The 18,838-nt window shown below is 70.3% G+C and carries 9 protein-coding genes; 2 read left to right on the top strand and 7 right to left on the bottom strand.

The features are described from left to right. Positions 1-262 precede the first annotated feature (262 nt). The 4 genes from AB0B96_RS34550 to AB0B96_RS34535 all read right to left on the bottom strand — a co-directional run bounded on the left by AB0B96_RS34550 (position 263) and on the right by AB0B96_RS34535 (position 11,372). On the bottom strand, positions 263-5,752 hold the full coding sequence (locus tag AB0B96_RS34550; protein ID WP_362905604.1) for a ThuA domain-containing protein: 5,490 nt from the start codon (positions 5,750-5,752) through the stop codon (positions 263-265). Positions 5,753-5,969: 217 nt separating this feature from the next. Beyond that, positions 5,970-7,250, bottom strand: a complete 1,281-nt coding sequence (locus AB0B96_RS34545; protein ID WP_362905602.1) for an ROK family transcriptional regulator — start codon at positions 7,248-7,250, stop codon at positions 5,970-5,972. Positions 7,251-7,672: 422 nt separating this feature from the next. Beyond that, positions 7,673-10,042: a hypothetical protein gene (locus AB0B96_RS34540; RefSeq protein ID WP_362905600.1), complete on the bottom strand. Its 2,370-nt coding sequence runs from the start codon at positions 10,040-10,042 to the stop codon at positions 7,673-7,675. A gap of 373 nt (positions 10,043-10,415) precedes the next feature. After that, positions 10,416-11,372 (bottom strand): carbohydrate kinase, encoded by a 957-nt coding sequence (locus tag AB0B96_RS34535; protein ID WP_362905598.1) that lies wholly within the window; start codon positions 11,370-11,372, stop codon positions 10,416-10,418. A gap of 412 nt (positions 11,373-11,784) precedes the next feature. Between AB0B96_RS34535 and AB0B96_RS34530 the strand changes: the two genes are divergently transcribed. Continuing rightward, positions 11,785-12,807, top strand: coding sequence for a LacI family DNA-binding transcriptional regulator (locus AB0B96_RS34530; protein WP_362905596.1), 1,023 nt, complete (start codon positions 11,785-11,787; stop codon positions 12,805-12,807). 158 nt (positions 12,808-12,965) lie between these two features. Here AB0B96_RS34530 and AB0B96_RS34525 read toward each other — a convergent pair whose 3' ends face one another. Both AB0B96_RS34525 and AB0B96_RS34520 read right to left on the bottom strand, forming a co-directional pair. Next, on the bottom strand, positions 12,966-15,752 hold the full coding sequence (locus AB0B96_RS34525; protein ID WP_362905594.1) for a PEP/pyruvate-binding domain-containing protein: 2,787 nt from the start codon (positions 15,750-15,752) through the stop codon (positions 12,966-12,968). After that, complete coding sequence (locus tag AB0B96_RS34520; protein ID WP_362905592.1) at positions 15,724-16,206, bottom strand: MarR family transcriptional regulator; 483 nt, start codon at positions 16,204-16,206, stop codon at positions 15,724-15,726. The genes AB0B96_RS34525 and AB0B96_RS34520 overlap by 29 nt, the downstream gene beginning before the upstream one ends. A gap of 187 nt (positions 16,207-16,393) precedes the next feature. Here AB0B96_RS34520 and AB0B96_RS34515 point away from each other — a divergent pair, with 187 nt between their 5' ends. Then, positions 16,394-16,972 (top strand): GNAT family N-acetyltransferase, encoded by a 579-nt coding sequence (locus AB0B96_RS34515; RefSeq protein ID WP_362905590.1) that lies wholly within the window; start codon positions 16,394-16,396, stop codon positions 16,970-16,972. Positions 16,973-17,205: 233 nt separating this feature from the next. On the opposite strand, the gene AB0B96_RS34510 is transcribed toward AB0B96_RS34515, so the two are convergent. Beyond that, a complete protein-coding gene (locus AB0B96_RS34510; protein WP_362905588.1) occupies positions 17,206-18,816 on the bottom strand; it encodes a hypothetical protein in 1,611 nt (536 codons plus the stop codon). Between the last annotated feature and the right edge of the window lie 22 nt (positions 18,817-18,838).

Genomic DNA, 18,838 nt, shown 5'->3' with positions numbered 1-18,838 from the left:
TGGAGACCTCGCCGGGAGCCTGGATGGGGGCGATGTTGACCGAGACCTCGATGCCCTCGTCGGGGTCGGCGGAGGCCATCGCGGGGGCGGCGGTGGCGGCGAGGGCGAGGCCGAGCAGGGACGCGGCGATGACCCGGGTGGTGCGGGTGGTTTTCATGGGCTTGCTCCGTTTATGGGGGGCGGGGCCGGCCGGTCTGTCGGCCGGCCCCGGTTGATCAGGGCGGCGACCGCGGCGCGTACGCCGTGGTCGCCGCCGGTCAGGTCAGCCGCAGTTGAGCGCGGTGTAGGCGGTTTCGTAGTCGGTGGTAACCGGCTGGCCGCCGATGGTGGCGGTGCCGCTGGTGGTGACGGTGCCGGCGGCGAGCTGTCCGGTCCGGGTGTTGAAGGACTGGTAGGCCTGCTTGCCCGGGGCCACGTTGGCGACCGTCTTGGTGCCGTAGGGGGTGGTCAGGGTGATGTTGGCGGGCACGGTGCCGTTGTTGACGGCCGTGACCGCCAGGTGCACCGTGGTGCCGATGCAACGACCCTGGGCCGTAACGGTGAGCTGGACCGTCGGAGCGGCCGACACCGTGACGGTCTGGGTCTTGATCTCCTCGACGTTCCCGGCCTTGTCGGTGGCGCGGTAGCGCAGCTCGTGGTCGCCGTCACCGGTGACGTTCACCGGCGCGGTGTAAGGCGTCCAGTCGCCGCCGTCCAGGGAGTACTCGATCTTCTCCACACCGGACGTCTCGTCCGTCGCGGAGAGGGTGACCGGCACCCCGCCGTTGTCCTGCGAACCGACCGTGGAGGTCGTCGTCGGAGCCTTGGCGTCGACCTTGACGGCGAGCGTCTTGGTCGCCTCGACGTTGCCCGCCTTGTCGACGGAGCGGTAGGCCAGCGAGTGCGAGCCGTCGCCGGTGATGGCGACCGGCGCGGTGTACGTGGTCCAGGCGCCGCCGTCAAGCTGGTACTCGGTCTTGTCGACGCCGCTGCCCTGCGCCTCGTCGGCGCCGGCCAGCGTGACCAGGACCTGACCGGTGAACCATCCGCTCGCCGGCTGGGCCGGGTTCGGGGTGGCCGTGGTCACCGGGGCGGTCGTGTCGGCCGTCGCACCGCCGGTGAGGCGGAAGTAGTCGAACTTGACCGTCTTGGACGCCTGCTGCGCGGTGCCGAGGGTGAACACGCCGATCTTGCCGTTGCCGACGGCGGTGTTCGCCACCGTCTGCGCGATGTCGGTCCACGTGGTGCCGTCGGCGGAGTAGGAGCCCTTGAAGGTGGTGCCCTCCTTCTTCAGACGCAGGTGCCACACGCCCTGGGTGAGCGTGCCGGTCTGCGGCTGCGGGTTCTGGACGGTCCCGCCGACCTCGCTGCGCAGCTCGATCCGACGCGACACCGCGGAACCCGCGGTGTTGCCGGTGAGGTAGTCGAGCTTCACGTAGTTGTCGTCGTTGGCGTAGACCATCAGGCCGCCCTGCTGGTACTGCTCGTTCAGCGCCGACCCGTCGACCTTCGTCTCCAGCGTCCAGTCGCCACTCGGCGCCGTCTGCAGGATGAAGTTCTTCGGAGTGCCGTTGGTGCTGCCGTAGATGTCACCCGTGGTGGTGTCGATCTCCAGCTGGCCGCCGGTCACCCGGACGGTCGGGCTGTCGGGACGGACGATCGCGTCCCAGCGGCAGGTGTCGAGGGACGAGCCGTCGAACTCGTCGTTCGGCGCCGGCCTGCTCGCGGTGTCGTCGGGGCTGATCTGGAACCAGTCGAAGGAGGCGTCGACCACCGGGCGGGTGCCCGTGCTCGCCAGGGAGAGCAGGCCGATCTTCGGGTTGTTGATCCCGGCGAGGGCCTTGGTCTGCGGCATCGCCGTGAAGGTGGTGCCGTCCGAGGAGTAGTGGGCGGTGAGGTTGGTGCCGTCGCTGATGAACCTCACGTACACCGTGTCGGGGTAGGCGTCCCCGAGGTTGGCGGTGTTGCTGTCCGTCACCTCGTTGGGCGTGCCGTTCTCCTCACGGATGAACTGGAAGATGCGGGCGGCGTGGTCGTTCGTTCCCCGCGCCTGGAGCACCATCTTGGCGTAGTTGTTGTCGTCGCCGTAGACGATCAGACCCGCCTGCTGGTAGGCGTCGCGGGCGTTGAGCGTGACCTTGGTGGTGGCCGTCCAGGCACCCTGCGGTGCCGGCTGGACCACGATGTTGGTCGTGGTTCCGGCGCCGGTGCCGTAGATCTCGGTGAGCGAGGTCGGCAGGACGAGGTTGCCGCCGGCGACCTTGAGGTTCTGGTCCTCACGGATGACCGACCAGCGGTTCCTGTCGAGCTCGGTGCCCAGGAAGTCGTCGGAACGACCGGAGAAGCAGTTGGTGTTCGGCGCGTCCACCTTGATGGTGAGCGTCTTGCTCGCCGAGGCGCCCTTGGAGTCGGCCACGGTCACCGTGGCGTTGTACGTGCCGGGGGCGGTGTAGGTGTAGCTCGCGTTGGCGGTGGTCGGCTGCGGCGAGCCGTTCACGCCGAAGTTCCACTTGTAGGTGAGCGGGGTGTTGTCGTCGGGGTCGGTGGCGGTCGAGGTGAAGTCGACCTTCAGCGGGGCGATACCCGTGGTCGGGGTGGCCGTCGCGTCCACCGTCGGGCGCTGGTTGTCGGTGACGCCCTGGCCGATGAAGTCGACCCAGTTGAAGTTGAGCAGGTAGGCGTCGTTGGCCGCGCTCGCCGGCTTGCGCACGATGAAGAACACCGGGCCGGTCGTCGTCGGAACGTTGTTCAGGTCGACCGTGACGTCCTGGAACGTCTGCCAGCCGCCGGTGGGCGCGATGTCCACCGAGCCCAGCAGGGTCCCGGTGTCGGCGTTACCCGCCTTGATCTGCACCGTGCCGCCGGCACCGCCGGAGGCGACGCGGAACCGGACCTTGGAGATACCGCTCAGGTTGAGCGGGCTGTAGGACCAGAAGTCGCCGTCGGTGGTGAAGCCGATGCTCTGGGCGCCGCCCTGAGGGTCGGTAGTCGTCTCGGCCTGGACGCCGGCGGCGTCCGTTCCGGTGCCGTCCGCGACCCGGCCGGTCGACGAGAAGTGCTCGGCCTGCTTGCGCTTGGGCTGGAGGATGACCTCGGCCCGCCCGGTCAGCGACTGAGCGCCACCCTGGCCACCCTTGTCGGTGTAGGTCGCCTCAAGGATGTAGAACAGGTTGTCGTCGATGCCGTGACCGCTGTCGGACAGCGTCTGGATGGTGCCCTCACAGCCCTCGTGCTGGTCGAGCGGGTGACCGTGACTGTCGTGGCCCAGGTACGCCTGGATCTGGACGTCGTCACAGTCGATCGTGCCGTCCTCGGGGTCGGTGACGACGATCTTGTACTTCACCTGGTCGCCGAACTCGAAGAACCCGCCGTTCGGGGGCAGTTCGAGGGTCACCGTCGGACGGGTGTTGCCCACCGTGATCGGCAGGTTCGCCGTGGCGGTGACGCCGTCGGCGTTGCTGACGGTCAGGACCGCGCTGTACTGCCCGGCCTGGGTGTAGGTGTGCGAGGGGTTGGCCTCGGTCGAGTCGGAGGTGCCGTTACCGTCGAAGTCCCACGAGTAGGTGAGCGGCTTGCCGTCCGGGTCGCTCGATCCCTGGCTGGAGAACTGCACGGTGAGCGGGGCCGGGCCGTCGGTCTTGTCCGCGGAGACGCGGGCCGTCGGCGGGCGGACGCCCTTGGTGTACTCGATGCGGTAGATGCCGGAGTCGGCGTTGTCGCCGCCGAAGCCGGAGCCCCACTCGATCAGGTACAGCGCGCCGTCGGGACCGAACTTGATGTCCATGGGGCGCTTGAAGCTCATGGACCGCAGGATCTGGTTGATCTTGATCTGGGCGGTGCCGGCCTCGTTGAGCTGGAACGAGAACATCTTGTTCGTGTTCCACTCACCGAAGATCGCCTTGCCGTCCCAGTAGGCCGGCCACTTGACGGTCGACGCGAGGTCGGCGTCGTAGCGGTAGACCGGACCGGCCATCGGCGCGCCGCCGTTGAGCTCCGGGAAGGAGTTGGCGTTGGTGGCGCTGGTGTACCAGATCTTCGCCGGGATCGCCGGGGGCAGCGTGGTCAGACCGGTGTTGTTGGGCGAGTCGTTGGTCGTCGCGGCACAGTTGAACACGGCGCCCGACGTCTTGGTGGCGAAGTTGTAGTCGTTGTACGGGGTGTTGTCGCCCACGCAGAACGGCCAGCCGTAGTTGCCCGGCTTGTCGACCAGGTTCCACTCGACGGTGCCGCGCGGACCACGGTTGGCATTCGCGGAGCCGGCGTCGGGTCCGTAGTCGGCGACCATCGGGAAGCCGGTCTTCGGGTCCAGGCCCATGCGGAACGGGTTACGGAAGCCCATGGCGTAGATCTCGGGCTTGGTCTTGGCCGTGCCTGCGGGGAACAGGTTCCCGCTCGGCACGGTGTAGGTGCCGTCCGGCTTCGGGGTGATGCGCAGCAGCTTGCCGCTCAGGTCGTTGGTGTTGCCCGAGGTGCGCTGGGCGTCCCAGGAGGACCGGCCGGACTGCTCGTCGATCGGCGTGTAGCCGTCCGAGGCGAACGGGTTGGTGTTGTCACCGGTGGCCAGCCACAGGTCACCCGTCTTGTGGTCCATGAGCATGCCACCACCGTGGTGGCAGCACTCGGCCCGCTGCACCGGCACGTCGAGGACGACCTTCTCGCTGGAGAAGTCGAGCGAGTCGCCGTTGACCGTGAACCTGCTCAGCCGGTCGACGTTCTGGCCCACCGGCGAGTAGAAGAGGTACAGCCAGTTGTTGGTGGCGAAGTTCGGGTCCAGCGCCAGGCCGAGCAGACCGCTCTCGTTGGCGGTGAACACGTTCAGACGACCGGCCGTCACGGTCGAGCCGTTGGTCTTGATGACCTTCACGTCGCCCAGGCGGTCGATGTAGAAGACCCGCCCGTCCTTGGCGATGTCGGTCATCATCGGGTTCGACGTGTTGTCGTCGAGCGTGATCTTCTCGAAGCTACCGCTCTGCGAGGCAGAGCAGTCGGCCTTCTCGACGCCCGCGGCGGTCTTGATTCCGCCGAGGAGCATCTTCAGGAAGTTCGGCTCGACGAAGCTCGCCTTGGTGTGGCCGAGGCCGGTGTACCAGGAGCGTCCGCCGTCGTAGTCCTGACACCACACCGTCGGGTGGTCGATGCCCATGGTGGCACCGGTGTAGGACTTCTCGTCCATCGACGCGAGCACGTGCACGTTGGCACGCGGGTTGGTCGTGTAGTCGTACCACTCGTCGGTGCGGGTCCACGAGGTCGGCAGGTGCGCCGTCGAGGGGTGCGCGGGGTCCTCGACCTTGACGGTGGCCTGCTGGATCGCCGGGTGCGACTTGAAGTACGCGCCGACGAGCTTGCCGTACCACTCCCAGCTGTAGCCACTGTCGGAGGCCGCGTGGACGCCGGCGTAGCCGCCGCCACCCTTGATGTAGCGCTCGAAGGCGGCCTTCTGGTCCGGCGTGCTCACGGGGTCGCCGGTCGTGGACATGAAGATGACGGCCTTGTACTGAGCCAGGTTGGCGTCAGTGAACTTGGCGCTGTCCTCGGTCGTGTCGACCGCGAAGTTGTTCTCCAGGCCGAGCTGCTGGACCGCCGCGATTCCCTCGGGAATCGAGTCGTGCCGGAAGCCGCTGGTCTTGGAGAAGACCAGGACCTTGAAGTCGGGATCGGCGACGTTGGCCGCCGACGCCACGCTGGTCGAGGCGGAGCCGGTGGTGGCGTTCGCCGGTGATGTCAGGAATGTGAAGACAGGGAGCAGGGGCGCGACGACGGCCAGAGCCATCATCGCAGCCGTCCGACGTAGGGAGCGGTTTTCTGTTAACGGCAGGCTCTTGGAGAGCCCGGCCCACGTTCGAGAACGTGGTGACATGGTGATCCCTTTCCTGACTGGGGGGTCGTCAGGCAAAGCGCGCGCCGCCGCGCTGGTGCCACTTGTTACATGGGGATGAGGTTGGGTACTGCGGTGATCTGGAGGGTGCCGCCTCCAGGCTTGTGGGGATCCGTTAGCCGGTCGAGAGTTGGGGTAACGGATCCGTGATCATGGTTGGGTGGTCGATGAGCCGGTTGACCACCATGTTCGCCGCGCCTCGTGAGGCGGCTCCGAAGCCGAGATCGGAGGCGACGAACCTGCACCGGTTGGCGGAGCCGGCGACGACGAGCCGCTCCAGCTCCGCCTGGGCGTGGGGTAACAGCCATTCGGCGAGCGTGGCGAAGTAGCCGCCGACGACGATCACTCGCGGGTTGAACAGGTTGGCCAGGATCGAGCCGCCGAGCCCGAGCCACCGCCCCACCTGTGCGACCGCGTCCGTCATCTGCCGGTCGCCCGCGACCAGTCCTCTGGCGATCTCCGTGGCGTGCTCCTCGGGGTCGGATACCGGCAGATCGGCCGGCCTGCGCGCCTGGTCCGGCTCGGTCGCCCGTACCAGCGCGGCCAGGCCCACCTTGGTCTCCCAACAGCCGTGCCGCCCGCAGCCGCAGCGGATGCCGCCCGGGTCGACCGGCAGGTGGCCGACCTCGCCGGAGAAGCCGTCCGCGCCGCGCAGCAGCTTGCCGTCGACGAAGATGCCGCCCCCCACGCCGACCTCGCCCGTCAGGTAGACGAGGTGGGGGGTACCGGCGGCGACGCCGACGGTGTGCTCGGCCACGGCCGCGAGGTTGGCGTCGTTGTCCACCGAAACTGGAACGTTCCCCGTGCCGAGCGCGTCGGAGAGGCGTTCCGCGAGGGGCAGGTCGTGCCAGCCCAGGTTGGGGGCGAACGTGACGACGCCACGCGCCACGTCGACCAGGCCGGGGACCGCCACCCCGAGACCGGCGGGGACGGCTCCGGCGAGTCTCATCGCCTCGATGGCCTCCAGGGCCATCCGGCCGAGCATGCGCAGCGCGTGATCCGGTCCGCCGGCGATCGCGTCGAAGCCGATCCGGCGCTCCACCAGGACCCGGCCGCTGAGGTCGGATCCGTGGACCGAGATGTAGTCGACGTTTATCTCCAGGCCCAGCGCGCCGACGTGCGTGCCGTGCAGGGCCAGGGGCCGCCGTGGGCGGCCGATCGCGCCGACGTGCTCGGTGTCGACCTCGCGGACCAGTCGCCGGTCGAGCAGTTCGGACACCAGGTTGGAGACCGTGGCCCGGTGCAGGCCGGTCGCCTCCGCGATGTCGGCCCGGGACTGGGACACGTTGTCGCGCAGGTGGCGCAGGACCAGGGAGAGGTTTGTCTGGCGCACCATGGGGGAGCTGGTCGGCAAGGCGGTGCCGGTCGCGTGGGTGACGCTGTACCCGTGGGTCACGCGTGCCACCGCCTTCTTTTGTCTCGGCAATCAACTAATGAGGTTTGTAACACGCGAGTGTCCGGTGTGCACCTTGTTGCGAGGTAACGAGTTGACATCTTCGCGTATGCGCAGGTGAGAGAGCTGCCTCATGTTACGTACTGTTACGTTTCTCGCCGCGCGTCTCCTCCGGGCCGGACGCTCCCGGCTCCGGCCGGGCCACGTGGAGCCGCTGAGACCCCCGCGGTCCCGGCGCCCGCACCGCGTCGAGCCGCCGCGGGGACGGGCCGACCGAGGAGGTCGCAGCGGCCCCGCCGGGCAGGGTGCCCGCCGGACCCACGAGGACGGGCACGAACGAAGCGGGCACGAACGAAGCGGGCACGAACGAAGCGGGCACGGCCCGATGGCCGTGCCCGCTTCGTTGGTACCGGTTGTGTTCGAGGTCAGAGCGCGTCGTCGTCGGTGACGACGAGGCGGGCGAACCCGTTTCCGATCGTCGCGTTCGTCGGCACGGACGCGACCACCTGGTATGACTGGGCGGTCGTCGCCGGTGTGGTGTCGCCCACGATCGGCACCTGGAAGGTGGCCGACCTCGCCCCGACGGGGATGACGACCTGCTGGGCCAGCGCCGTGATCACCGGCGCGACGCCGGTGACGATCGACTGGACGTTGACCGTCACCGGTTTCTTGCTCCGCCCCGAGAGCGTCAGCGTCATGGTGGCGACGCCGGGACCGTTCCCTTCGGGGACCGTGAGACTCTGCAGCGAGACCTGCGGCAACTCGTCCAGTTCGGACTTGCCCACGCGGACGTCGGAGAACGCGAGGTCGCCCAGGTACACGCCGCCGGTCGGGCTCGCGCCGGTGAGGCGGACCTCTCGCACGTCACGCAGGTTGACCTCGCCGAAGGACGACGTCGGGATGCGCACCGTCCGCAGCCACGTCTTGGGCAGCGGCGAGGTCGTACCGGGGAACGGCGTGAGGGCGTCACTCACGCCGGAGACCGGCACGGTGCCGGTCCTGCCGCGGCCGTCGACGACGGTGACCGCCAGGTCGACGTTCCCTGTCGCGTTCTCGTCGAGGGCGGCGCGGAAGGTCAGGGCGTCGCGGCCGTTGACGTTCCGCGACCCCGGGGGCAGCGGAACGCTCACCTCGCCGCTGGTGTCGGTCCAGGAGAACCGCAGGACCGGCGTGGCGGTGACGTTTCCGGCGTACGTCGCGGGTGTCCAGGACGGTGCCTGCGACGTGGTCAGCCTGGTGGCGCAGGTGGGCAGGCCGCTCTGCGGCGAGCGGTCCAGCATGCCGGCACAGATCACGCCGGTCGCCGCGCCGGAGACGGTGAAGGGGGACGACGGCGAGGTGAAGGGAGCCACATCGACGCGCTTGTCGAACTCGGCCTGCGCGACCGTGTGGACGACCGCACGCCCGGCGGACTCGGGAACGGCACCGCTGCCGTCGAACAGCGGGAGCAGCGCGTGCTCCTTGCCCTGGACGAGACGGAAGAACCCGGCGATGTAGGCCGTGCCCACCGCGTACTGCTCGGCCGGGGTGAGCCGGCCGGGGGCGGCCGTGCTGCCGCACACCGGGTCGTTCCGGTTGCTCCAGTCGTCGGACGCCGGCGCGACGGCCACGCCCGGCGTCCACTCGGTGTTGAAGAAGTTGTGGTTCGTTCCCATGATCATGAGTGAGGAACGGAACGCCTCGTCCTTCTCGAAGGCGTACAGGGAGTCGTCGTAGAAGTGCTGTCCCTGCTGGTTGGAGACGTCCCCGTCGCAGTACGGCAGGAAGACGGACATCGGGATGTTGGGCAGGGTCGCACGGGCGAAGTCGGTGGGCGCGAGCGGAAGGACCGCCTTGATCCCGTACGGCTTGGGGCGCCCGGCGTTGAGCAGCGCCGCCTTGACAACACCCTCACCTCCGCGCGAGTGGCCCATCAGGCCGACGTCGTCCATGTCGAGACGGCCCTTGAAAAGCTCGACGATCTTGGCCTCGCCCTTCCCCTTCGTCGCGTCGGCGAGCAGGTCGAGATGGCGCATGACGACCTCGCCGCGCGCGAGCGCGCCCCGGTCCTCGCTGAACGGGTTGTCGGCGGCGTTGACGCCGTTGGCGCTGACCGACACGACGGCGTACCCGTGACTGGCGAGCACGTCGGCGGGGCCGTCGTACCCGGTGAAGCTGAGGATCGGCTGCTGCCCTGCCGGGCACGGCCAGGTGGTGTTCGACGTCTGGCGCGTGACGGGGTTGTAGCACGCGGAGTGGCGGCCGTGCTGGAAGACGACCAGGGGAAGCCTGCCGGTGGCCTCCTTCGGCAGATACGTCTTCGCGCGGATCTCGGCCTGCCTGCCGCCGAGGCCGGCCAGGGTGATGGCGGTGTCGCCGAGGTCGTACTCGTCGTGGACGACCGTGTAGCGCCCGGGAGCCGCCGGGTCGACCGGCGGAGCGGGGGTACCCGGCTTCCCCGGCCGGGAGGGCGCCGGTTCGGGAGCGATCCTCCCGGTGGGGGCGGGCTCCGAGGGGACTTCTCCGTTCCAGGCCACGTCGACGGACGTCGCACCGGAGACGCCGGGGTCGGTCGTGGTCACCGTCAGGGTCGTGCCGTCCGGCGACTCCACGGCGGGGCCGAGGGAGGTGCCGTTGACGGCGAGTTCCGGTATGGCGTCCCGTACCGGAAGCGGCTCGGCGAGTCGAAGTGTGATCTTGTAGCCACCGTCGAGGGTCTCGATCGACCAGGCGCCGTCTTCACCGGTTCCGGAGACGGGCGGGTCGGCGTGGGCGGAGCCCGCGAAGAGCATGGTGGAGATCATCGCGGCGGTCACGGCTCCGACGAGAGTCCGTGTCCTGAATTGCGCATGTAAGCGCATGTCTTTCCCTTCGAGCGCAATGCCCCCAAGGCGGTGCTTACGTCCGCTGTTGGTGGGGTTTTTGCATGTACGGCCCGAATCAGATCGTGCGGGATCGCCTGCGAGGGTTACGAGGTTTTTGCGAGTCTGTAAATGACATTCGGTGATGACCGTTGGAAAACCGCTCGCTGGATCCCCCCGGTCGTCCGGCGACCGCGGTGTGGACTCGGCCGCCGGATCCCAGGTCGCCGCTCCCGCTCGGCCTCGTCGTGCTCACGGGGGTCAGGCGCGGAGGGTTTCAGGAGCGAGAGGGTTTCAGAGGTGAGAGGGTCTCGGGGACGAGAGGGTTTCAGGGGCGAGAGGCGACAAGCCCGTCGGGCCCGCCCGCCCACGGGGGGTTGGCGCCGGCCACCGAGCAGGTGAGCGAGGCGACCCGGGCGGCGAAGGTCGCGGCGTCCACCGCCAGGTCGAGATCGAGCCGGTCGAGCCGCCCGCCGAGCAGGCCGGAGGCGTCCAGTCGGTGCAGGAGCCCGGCGGTGAAGGAGTCACCGGCGCCGACGGTGTCGACGACCTTCGTGGGCGGGGTGGGGACCGTGGCGCGCTCACCGTCGACGGACAGCAGCGCCCCCCGCGGGCCGCGGGTCACCACGACCAGACGGACCCCGGCGTCGTGCCAGGTGTCGCAGACCCGCTCGACGGGCTCGCCGGGGTGAATGTGCTCCAGGTCGTCGTCGCTCAGTTTGATCATGTCGGCCAGCGTGCACCACCGGGGCATCCGCTCGGTGTAGACGGCCGCGTCGACGAGCGCGGTCCGCACGTTGGGGTCGATCGAGATCGTGGCGTGGGCGGCGGCCGCCGCCAGTGCCTCCTCGACGGCCGCCGCGCCCGGCGCACGGACCAGGGCGAGCGAGCCGGTGTGCAGGCACGAGACGTCGCCGATCCGTCCCGCGGTGAGCTCCGCCGCGCTCCACCCCCAGTCGGCGGCACCGTTGGCGTGGAAGGAGTAGCGGGCCTGTCCCGACTCGTCCAGGGTGGCCACCGCCAGGGTGCTCGGCTCCACGGCGGCGACACAGCCGCCGAGATCGACCCCCGAGGCGGTGAGGTGCGCGCGGAACAGGGCGCCGAAGGAATCGCCCGACAGGCGTCCGAGAAAGCGGGTGGGGGTGCCCAGGCGCGCCAGGGCCACCGCGGTGTTCGCGGGCCCGCCACCTGGGAGAACGCGCAGGGTGAGCTCGTTCTCCGAACTGGCGGCGGTGAACGCGTCGGCGACGCACTCGCCGAGCACGGCGATCTGGGTGGAGGGCATGGTCCCTGCCTTTTCTGGAGACGCTTTCGAGGAGACTCGCCTGGGCGCTTCGGCCGGATCGCCGGTTCGTCGCGGCGGTGGGATTGACGTTTCCCGCCGGGGAGTCCATCATCCGTGGCAATGGATGTCAACGTTGACATGTGTCAACGTTGACATCGAAGCCCGGCGACAGGCGGGGTGTTCGAGACCGGTGCTCGCGCCGTCACGACCACGTCGGCCGGCCGAGGGAAAGGCGCGGCCGGCTCGCCGTTTCGTACCTGACCTCCATCGGCCCGGTGCGATCACCCGTCGCCCCGGACCGGGCACGGCCGCTCGCCCGCGACGACACGGCACGCGCGGGAAACGGGGCTAGCCTGTTCGCGGCGCCGTGCCGCCGACAAACCGACGAGCCGAACACGAGGAGCGGTGATCCATGCCCAAGGTTCGCCGCGCCACCATGACGGACGTGGCCCGCGAGGTCGGCGTGACGGCGAAGACCGTCTCACGGGTGGTCAACGACGACGGCCCGGTGGCCAGGGAGACCAGAGAGCGCGTCCTGGAGGCGATGGGAAGGCTCGGGTTCCAGCCCAACCTCATGGCCAGGAACACGCGCGTGGGCGCCCGGGACTCCACGGTCGGGCTCGTCATCCCCGACATGGGCAACCCGTTCTTCGGCACGGTCGCGGGAAGTCTGGAGAACGAGGTACGGGCCCGGGGTCTCACCCTGATCGTCGGCTCCTCCGACGAGACCGCCGAACGGGAACGCGCGCTCATCTCGACCCTCCTGGCCAGGAGGGTCACCGCGCTCATCGTGGTGCCCTCCGCGGGAAGCGACCACCGCCACCTGCGCGCGGAGCGGGCCGCGGGGCTGCCCCTGGTGTTCCTGGACCGCCTCGCCTCGGGGCTGACCGCCGACTCCGTCGTCAGCTCCAACCGCGAGGGCGCCCGTACGGGGGTGGCGCACATGATCGCCCACGGTCACCGGAGGATCGCCTTCGTCGGAGACCTGCCCGTGCTCCACACCCGCAGGGAGAGGTTCCTGGGCTACCGCGACGCGCTCGCCGCGGCCGGGATCGGCTTCGACCGGACCCTCGTGGAGACCGGGCACGACCACGAGACCGCCGCGGCGGCCGTCACCAGGCTGGTCGGCGGCGAGGACCCGGCGACGGCGGTCTTCGCGGCGAACAACGTCGCCGCGACCGGCGCGATCCTCGGACTCGCCCGGCTCGGCCGCGGGGACGTCGCCCTGGTCGGCTTCGACGACCTGCCACTCGCCGAGGTGCTGAAGCCCGCCCTCACCGTCGTGGCCCAGGACCCCGCGGCCATCGGCAGGGCCGCCGCCGGGTTGCTGAAGGGCCGGCTGGACGGGGAGCGCTCCAGGGCCAGGACGGTCGTCGTCCCCACCCGGCTGATCGTCCGAGGCTCCGGGGAGATCCCTCCCGCGCCCGTGCCCTGATCCCGGAACGCGGTCTCGGCACTCGCCCGGGCCTCGGCACCCGCCCCCGGGTCTCGGCTCCCGGCTGTGCCCCGCCGGAGCACGGCTGCGACGGGGCGTTTCCCGCCGGTCGCCGCGACGGCCCGTGGGGTCGCCCCCGGCTGGAGCCGAGCCCGCGCTCAGGTGACGGTCACGACGGCGAGGACGGCGCCGGAGGCGCCGTCGACGGTGATCTCCTGGCCGGTGACGATGTGCTCGGTCGCCCCCCTCACCCCCACCACCGCGGGGATGCCGTACTCACGGGCCACCACGGCACCGTGGGAGTTGGCGCCGCCCATCTCCATCACCAGGCCGCCCGCCGTGAGGAAGAGCGGGGTCCAGCCGGGGTCGGTGGAGGGACAGACCAGGATCTCCCCGGGTTCCAGGTGCGCGCCGACCGGGTCGAGGACGACCCTCGCGACACCGGTGACGGTGCCGGCCGAGGCCGGGGTGCCGGTCAGCGCACCGTCCACCGGTGCCGGTACGCCGACGGCCTCCGGCTCGGTGCCGTCCGACAGCAGGACGCGGGGGACGTGCCTGCGGCGCAGCTCACGGGCGGCCTCCTCGCGCCGCCGCGCCACGAGCTCCGCCGGTGTGGGACGCGTGGCCCCGCCGGACGAGGGGAGGTCGAGGGCCTGCCTGGCCTCGCGGAAGGTGAGGAAGAAGACGTCGTCGGCATCGGCGAGCAGCCCGCGCGCCGCCAGCTCGACACCGACGGCGAGCAGCTCGGCCCGCATCGCGGCCAGGGCGGTGATGAGGGCGTACTTGGGCATCTCCCGCAGACCCGCCAGTGCCCGGGTCCTGCCGAGCGCGAAGCGGACGAAGCGCCCGCGAAGCCCTCCGGCGCGCCCGCTCAAGGTCTTGATCATCAGGGCGGCCTCGGCGGCGCCCGTGGCGAACAGCGCGTCGGGAGCGAGGGCCGGGTCCTCCAGCCGCAGGTAGTTGGCGAGAACGCCGATGATGTGGGTCGGGTCCTCCGACCAGCGCGGCAGCCCGAGGTCGATCTCGGCGACGGCCCTGACGCCGTAGACGGCGAGGAAGTCCGCCAGGCCCTTCTGCACCACGCCGGGAAGCGATCCGGCACGGAAACGCTCGGTCAGCTCGGCGACGGGAGTGCCCAGCAGCAGGGAGGTGGCCTCGCGGTCCTCGCGGACGCGGACGGCCACCCGCCACAGCGCGAGATCCATCTCGGTGGTCACGTTGTGCGGCAGCCCGCGCAGGACCGTCTGCAGTTCGCCCGGCCTGGCCCGTTCCCCCAGCGCCTTGGCGGCGAGACCGAGCATCGCGAACCCGGCCACCGCGGCCGGAGCGATCGTCGGCAGCAGCGGGAAGATCTGGCGGCTCAGCACCCGTTCGACGTGGTCGAGACGCTGGATCGGGGTGGAGCCCTCGGGCGCGCTCAGCCCTCCGCGCAGGCGCGCGTTCAGCAGTTCCACGTCCCGGTGCGCCGCCGCGGGGTTGAGCAGGGCCTTTACAGCGCGTCGCGGGGCGCGGAAGCGGGACGCGATCCGCACCGCCCGGCGCAGAGGCGGGCGGAGCGAGGGCTGGATGACGCTGAACCGGGGATCGTCGAGCAGCCCGCGCAGCACCTTCGCCGACCTCGCCTCCATCACGTCGAGCAACCTCGGGAAGGCGACGCGGCCCACCCTGCCGCGCATGAAGCCGGTGATGTCGAAGAAAAGCCGCCCGCCCGACTCCGCGACGACGGGGGCACCGGCCACCCGGTCTGTCACCGGGATCCCCACGATCTCCATCGCCGACGACGACAGCAGCCTGAAGGCCGACATGCCCATGGGGGTGATCGGCCGGTAGAGCCCCTGGGCGAGGCTGAAGCAGAAGTAGATCCGGGTGCCTTCGCCGGGCGGCTCGTCCGGCGCGCCGCCTTCTCCCGCGCCCGCACCGCCGGTGTTCGCGCGACCCGCCACGAGCGGCGGGCTCGCGGACGGCTCCGCGTGACGGGGAATCGGATAGAGCGTGGTGATGGGACGCGACTGGGTCAGCCACAGGACACCATCGGCGTCGATCGCCCACTCGGTGTCCTGAGGCGCTCCGTAGTGCCGCTCGACCCGGTCGCCGAGTTCGGCCAGCGCCCGCACCTGCGCGTCCGTGACGCAGGCGTCCTCGGCGGAGCCCGCCCGGGACGCGGGATTCACGGGGGGCGCCTCGACGTGCTCGACGCCGCCGCCCGGCAGCGACCGTACGGCGAGCCGCTTGTCGCCGAGGCGACGCTCGGTGATCTCGCCGGTGGCGGTGTCGACCACGAAGTGGTCGGGGTTGACCGCGCCGGAGACCACGGCCTCGCCGAGCCCGGGACCGGCGTCGATCACCGCCTCGCGCCGCCGCCCGGTGACCGGGTTGGCGGTGAACATCACCCCCGCCACCTCCGACTGGATCATCTCCTGAACGACCACCGCCAGGCGCACCGCGCCGTGGTCGATGCCGTTCGCGGCCCGGTAGGCGACGGCCCGGTCCGTCCACAGGGAGGCCCAGCAGCGCCGGACCGCGTCCAGCACGGCGTCTGCACCGATCACGTTGAGGTAGGTGTCCTGCTGCCCCGCGAAGCTGGCGTCCGGCAGGTCCTCGGCGGTCGCGGAGGAGCGGACCGCGACGGGACCGGTCGCACTGTCGCGTACGGCGCTCGCGATGTCGTCGGGGACCGGCGCGGCGAGCACGAGCTCACGAGCCTTCGCGGCCAGGGCGTTCAGGGCGGGGACGTCCCCGGCGGACGTGGTGGCGAGGGCCGCGAGCACGTCCTCCAGCCCGGCTCGTTCGGTGACCCTGCGGTACGCCTCGGTGGTGACGCACAGACCAGGGGGAACGGGAAGTCCGGCGGTGGTGAGCACGCCGAGATTGGCGGCCTTGCCGCCGACGAGGGGCAGCATCTCCGCCCCGATGTCGTCAAACGTCAGGATGAGGGGGTCGGGCATGGGCGCGTCTCCTTGAGGCTTCGCCGAGAAGCGTCGTGGCCCGCATCACGAGCTCGCGTTCTCCGGCGGTCAGATAGGCCATGACTTCGAGCTGGGCCTCGGCACGGACGCGCTCGAACGTGCGCAGGAACTCCGCTCCGGCCGGGGTGAGGGCGATCCGCCGCACCCGCCGGTCACCGGGGTCCTCCCGGCGGTCGGCCAGCCCGCGCCGTACGAGCTGGTCGACCAGGCGGCTGGTGGCCGAGACGGACCGGCTGACGCGCCCGGCGAGTTCGCGGAGCGTCGGGGGAGCCGGGACGTCGAGGGTGTAGAGCGTGGCGACCTGGATCATGGAGGGCTCGTCGCCCTCGAACCCGCTCAGCAGGTGGAGCAGCAGGCCGGGGATGAGCGCCCGCCGGAGATCACCGATGTCGTCGGCCAGCCGATCGCGCTCCGCGCCGTCCACGGGGTCCACCGGACAACTCCTTGCATCACTGCAACTAATGCGTCGCCACAACGGTAAGCCGGAGGCAACAGGAAGTCAACAAGTGATGAAATCACCGTGCGAGCGTGAGCGCTCCCCTCCGGGTGAACCGGAGTGGCTACCGTGCGCGTCCACGGGTAAAGAGCCCTTCGGGGGAGGGCGGCGAGAGGAGACAGGCATGGCCGACACGCCCACCACCGACGAGATGACCATAGAGACACACGGACGCGGAGAGGCGCTCGCCCTGGCCGGGACGATCTGTGATCTGTACGAGGCGGTGTTCTCGCTGCCGCCCTTCGACGGGGACGCCGCCGAGTTCGCCAACCAGCGCTCCTACTTTCCCAAGCTGGCCGAGCGGCCGGGGTTCCGGCTCACCACCGCGCGATCCGGACCGGAGTTCATCGGGTTCGGGTACGGATACCCGTTGCCCGCCGACACCCGCTGGTGGAGCACGCTGGCCGACCCGGTCGACGAGGAGTTCGCGGCCGAGACCGGGACCAGGACGTTCGCCCTCATCGACTACGGAGTGCTGCCCGAGTGGCGGGGCGCCGGAGTCGGGCGCCGGATCCACGACCAACTGCTCTCGGCCTCCGGGACCGAACGGGCCACCCTCTCGGTGCAGCCCAAGGCCGTGAGGACCCGCGAGATATACCGGAGGTGGGGATGGCGGAAGGTGTCCCACAAGCTGATGGACCCGCCGATCCCCGCCCCCGTCTTCGAGATCCTGGTGCTGGAGAAGATGCCCCGGACATGCTGATCGATCACGGACGCCCGGCGTACGTCGATCGACCGTGAACGCCCGTGACGCGCTGATCGACCGCGACGAACCGCAGGCCGTCGAACGAAGAACCGCGAGCAGTCAGGCGATGAACCCGACCCGTCAGACGGAGAGCCGCAGGCCGTGCGGCGATGAACCCGACCCGTCAGGCGAAGAACCGTGCGAGTCGTACGGCGAAGGACCAAAACGGTCAGCCGATGGGCGGGAAGCCGTCAGGCGATGAGCTGGAAGGCGTGCAGCTTCTCGTCCAGGGCGACGACCTGACGGGTCCTCGCCCACGGATTCAGCGTCTCGCGGACCTCCACCACCGAGCGCGCCAGCCGCGGCGAGGTGTTTCTACAGGTCAGACGGGCGGCCTCACCGATCTGCTCGCACGCCTCGTCGATGGCGCGCAGCCGCAGGTGCCCGCGCGCCAGATCCAGGTGGATGAACGCCATGTTGCGGACGAACGCCGGATCGATCCGGGTCAGGGACCGGGCGGCCATCTCGATCGCGGTCTGGGTGTCGTCCATGTCCAGCAGGCACTTGGTCTTGGTCGACAGATACTGCCCGTCGCCGTAGAAGTAGAGCAACTCGGCCCCCACGTCGCCCTCGCCCGCGTGACCCAGCTCGCGGCGGGCCTGGTCGAGGCTGGTCATGCACCGGGCATGGTCCTTGTGACGGTCGCTCTTGCCCGAGCGGCGCAACACCGCCGAGTAGGCGCGGGCCCCCACGTCACACGCGTACGACACCAGCAGCTTGCTGTTGGCGCGCTGCCCCCAGGCCAGCGCACCCAGCGCGTGCTCGACCCCCTGCCTGGGGTCGCCCCGCCAGGTCGCGAGCTGCGACCAGTTGGCCAGGACGAAGCTGTTCATCGCGTCGTTGTCGGCCTGGTGCGCGGCCGACTTGGCCTGCTCGTAGTAGTGGTTCGCCCCGTTGAAGTCGTTGAGGTTGAACAGCACCCAGGCGGTGAACCTGCAGATGTTGGCCAGCAGCGACAGCAGCCGGTCGCGCACCTCGTCGGTCGACGCGGCCGGGATCAGCGAACGCACCAGGTGGTGCTGTGCGAGCACGGTCCCCAGCACCGACTGCGGGCCGAGGGTGTCCTCCTGGCGCATGCAGTGGTGCAGCACGGCGTCGATGTGAGCGACGGTGGCCTCGTCCACCCGGGACGGTTCCGCGGCGATCAGTGCGAGCCGGTCGAGCTCGTCGCCGTTGAGCCTGTCCAGCAGCGGAGAGGCCGCAGCCGCCGCCGCGGCGGCCCTGATCAGGGCCAGGACGTCGCGTCGTTTCATCGCCGCCGCCCACCGGGCGAGCGCCTGCACCAGGGCGTCGTACTCCTCGTCGCGCGGCGTCCCGAACGGCACGGGTCCCATGGACAGGGTGGGCAGGGCCGCCAGCACCCCCTGGATGTCCTCGGGATCGAGGCTGCCCGCCGCCCCGGCCGCCACCAGCGCCCGCCCCCGGGACCGGACGGCCGCCGCGTTGTGCTCGTCGGCATCGCGGTGATCTTCACCGTCGACCAGGTCGGCGGTGCGGCACTGGTAGATGCGTGCCAGCCGGTTGAGCCCGGCGATCGGCGGCTCGTTGCCGGTGGGGCCGGGCCACGCTTCCCACGACCCGAGTTTCCGGGTCGTCAGTGGCTCGTTCGGCCAGTATTCGTTCCATAGATGGCAGACCTTGGCTTGTGTCAGGCGATGCGCCTCACGGAAGCCCTGGCGGGAGTTCAGGCGCCAACGTAGCTTGAACTCAGCGGCGACCTCGGCCCACGTGCAACCACGTTCGCGAAGCTCAGCGCTGAAGGCGTCCATCTGCTGCTTGACGCTGCGCGGTGCACGTGGCATCGTCTCAGCCCCTCCCGGCGGG

The sequence above is a fragment of the Streptosporangium sp. NPDC049046 genome (genome assembly GCF_040649155.1).
GTDB lineage: Bacteria > Actinomycetota > Actinomycetes > Streptosporangiales > Streptosporangiaceae > Streptosporangium.
This window is presented reverse-complemented; position numbering and strand designations above follow the sequence as displayed.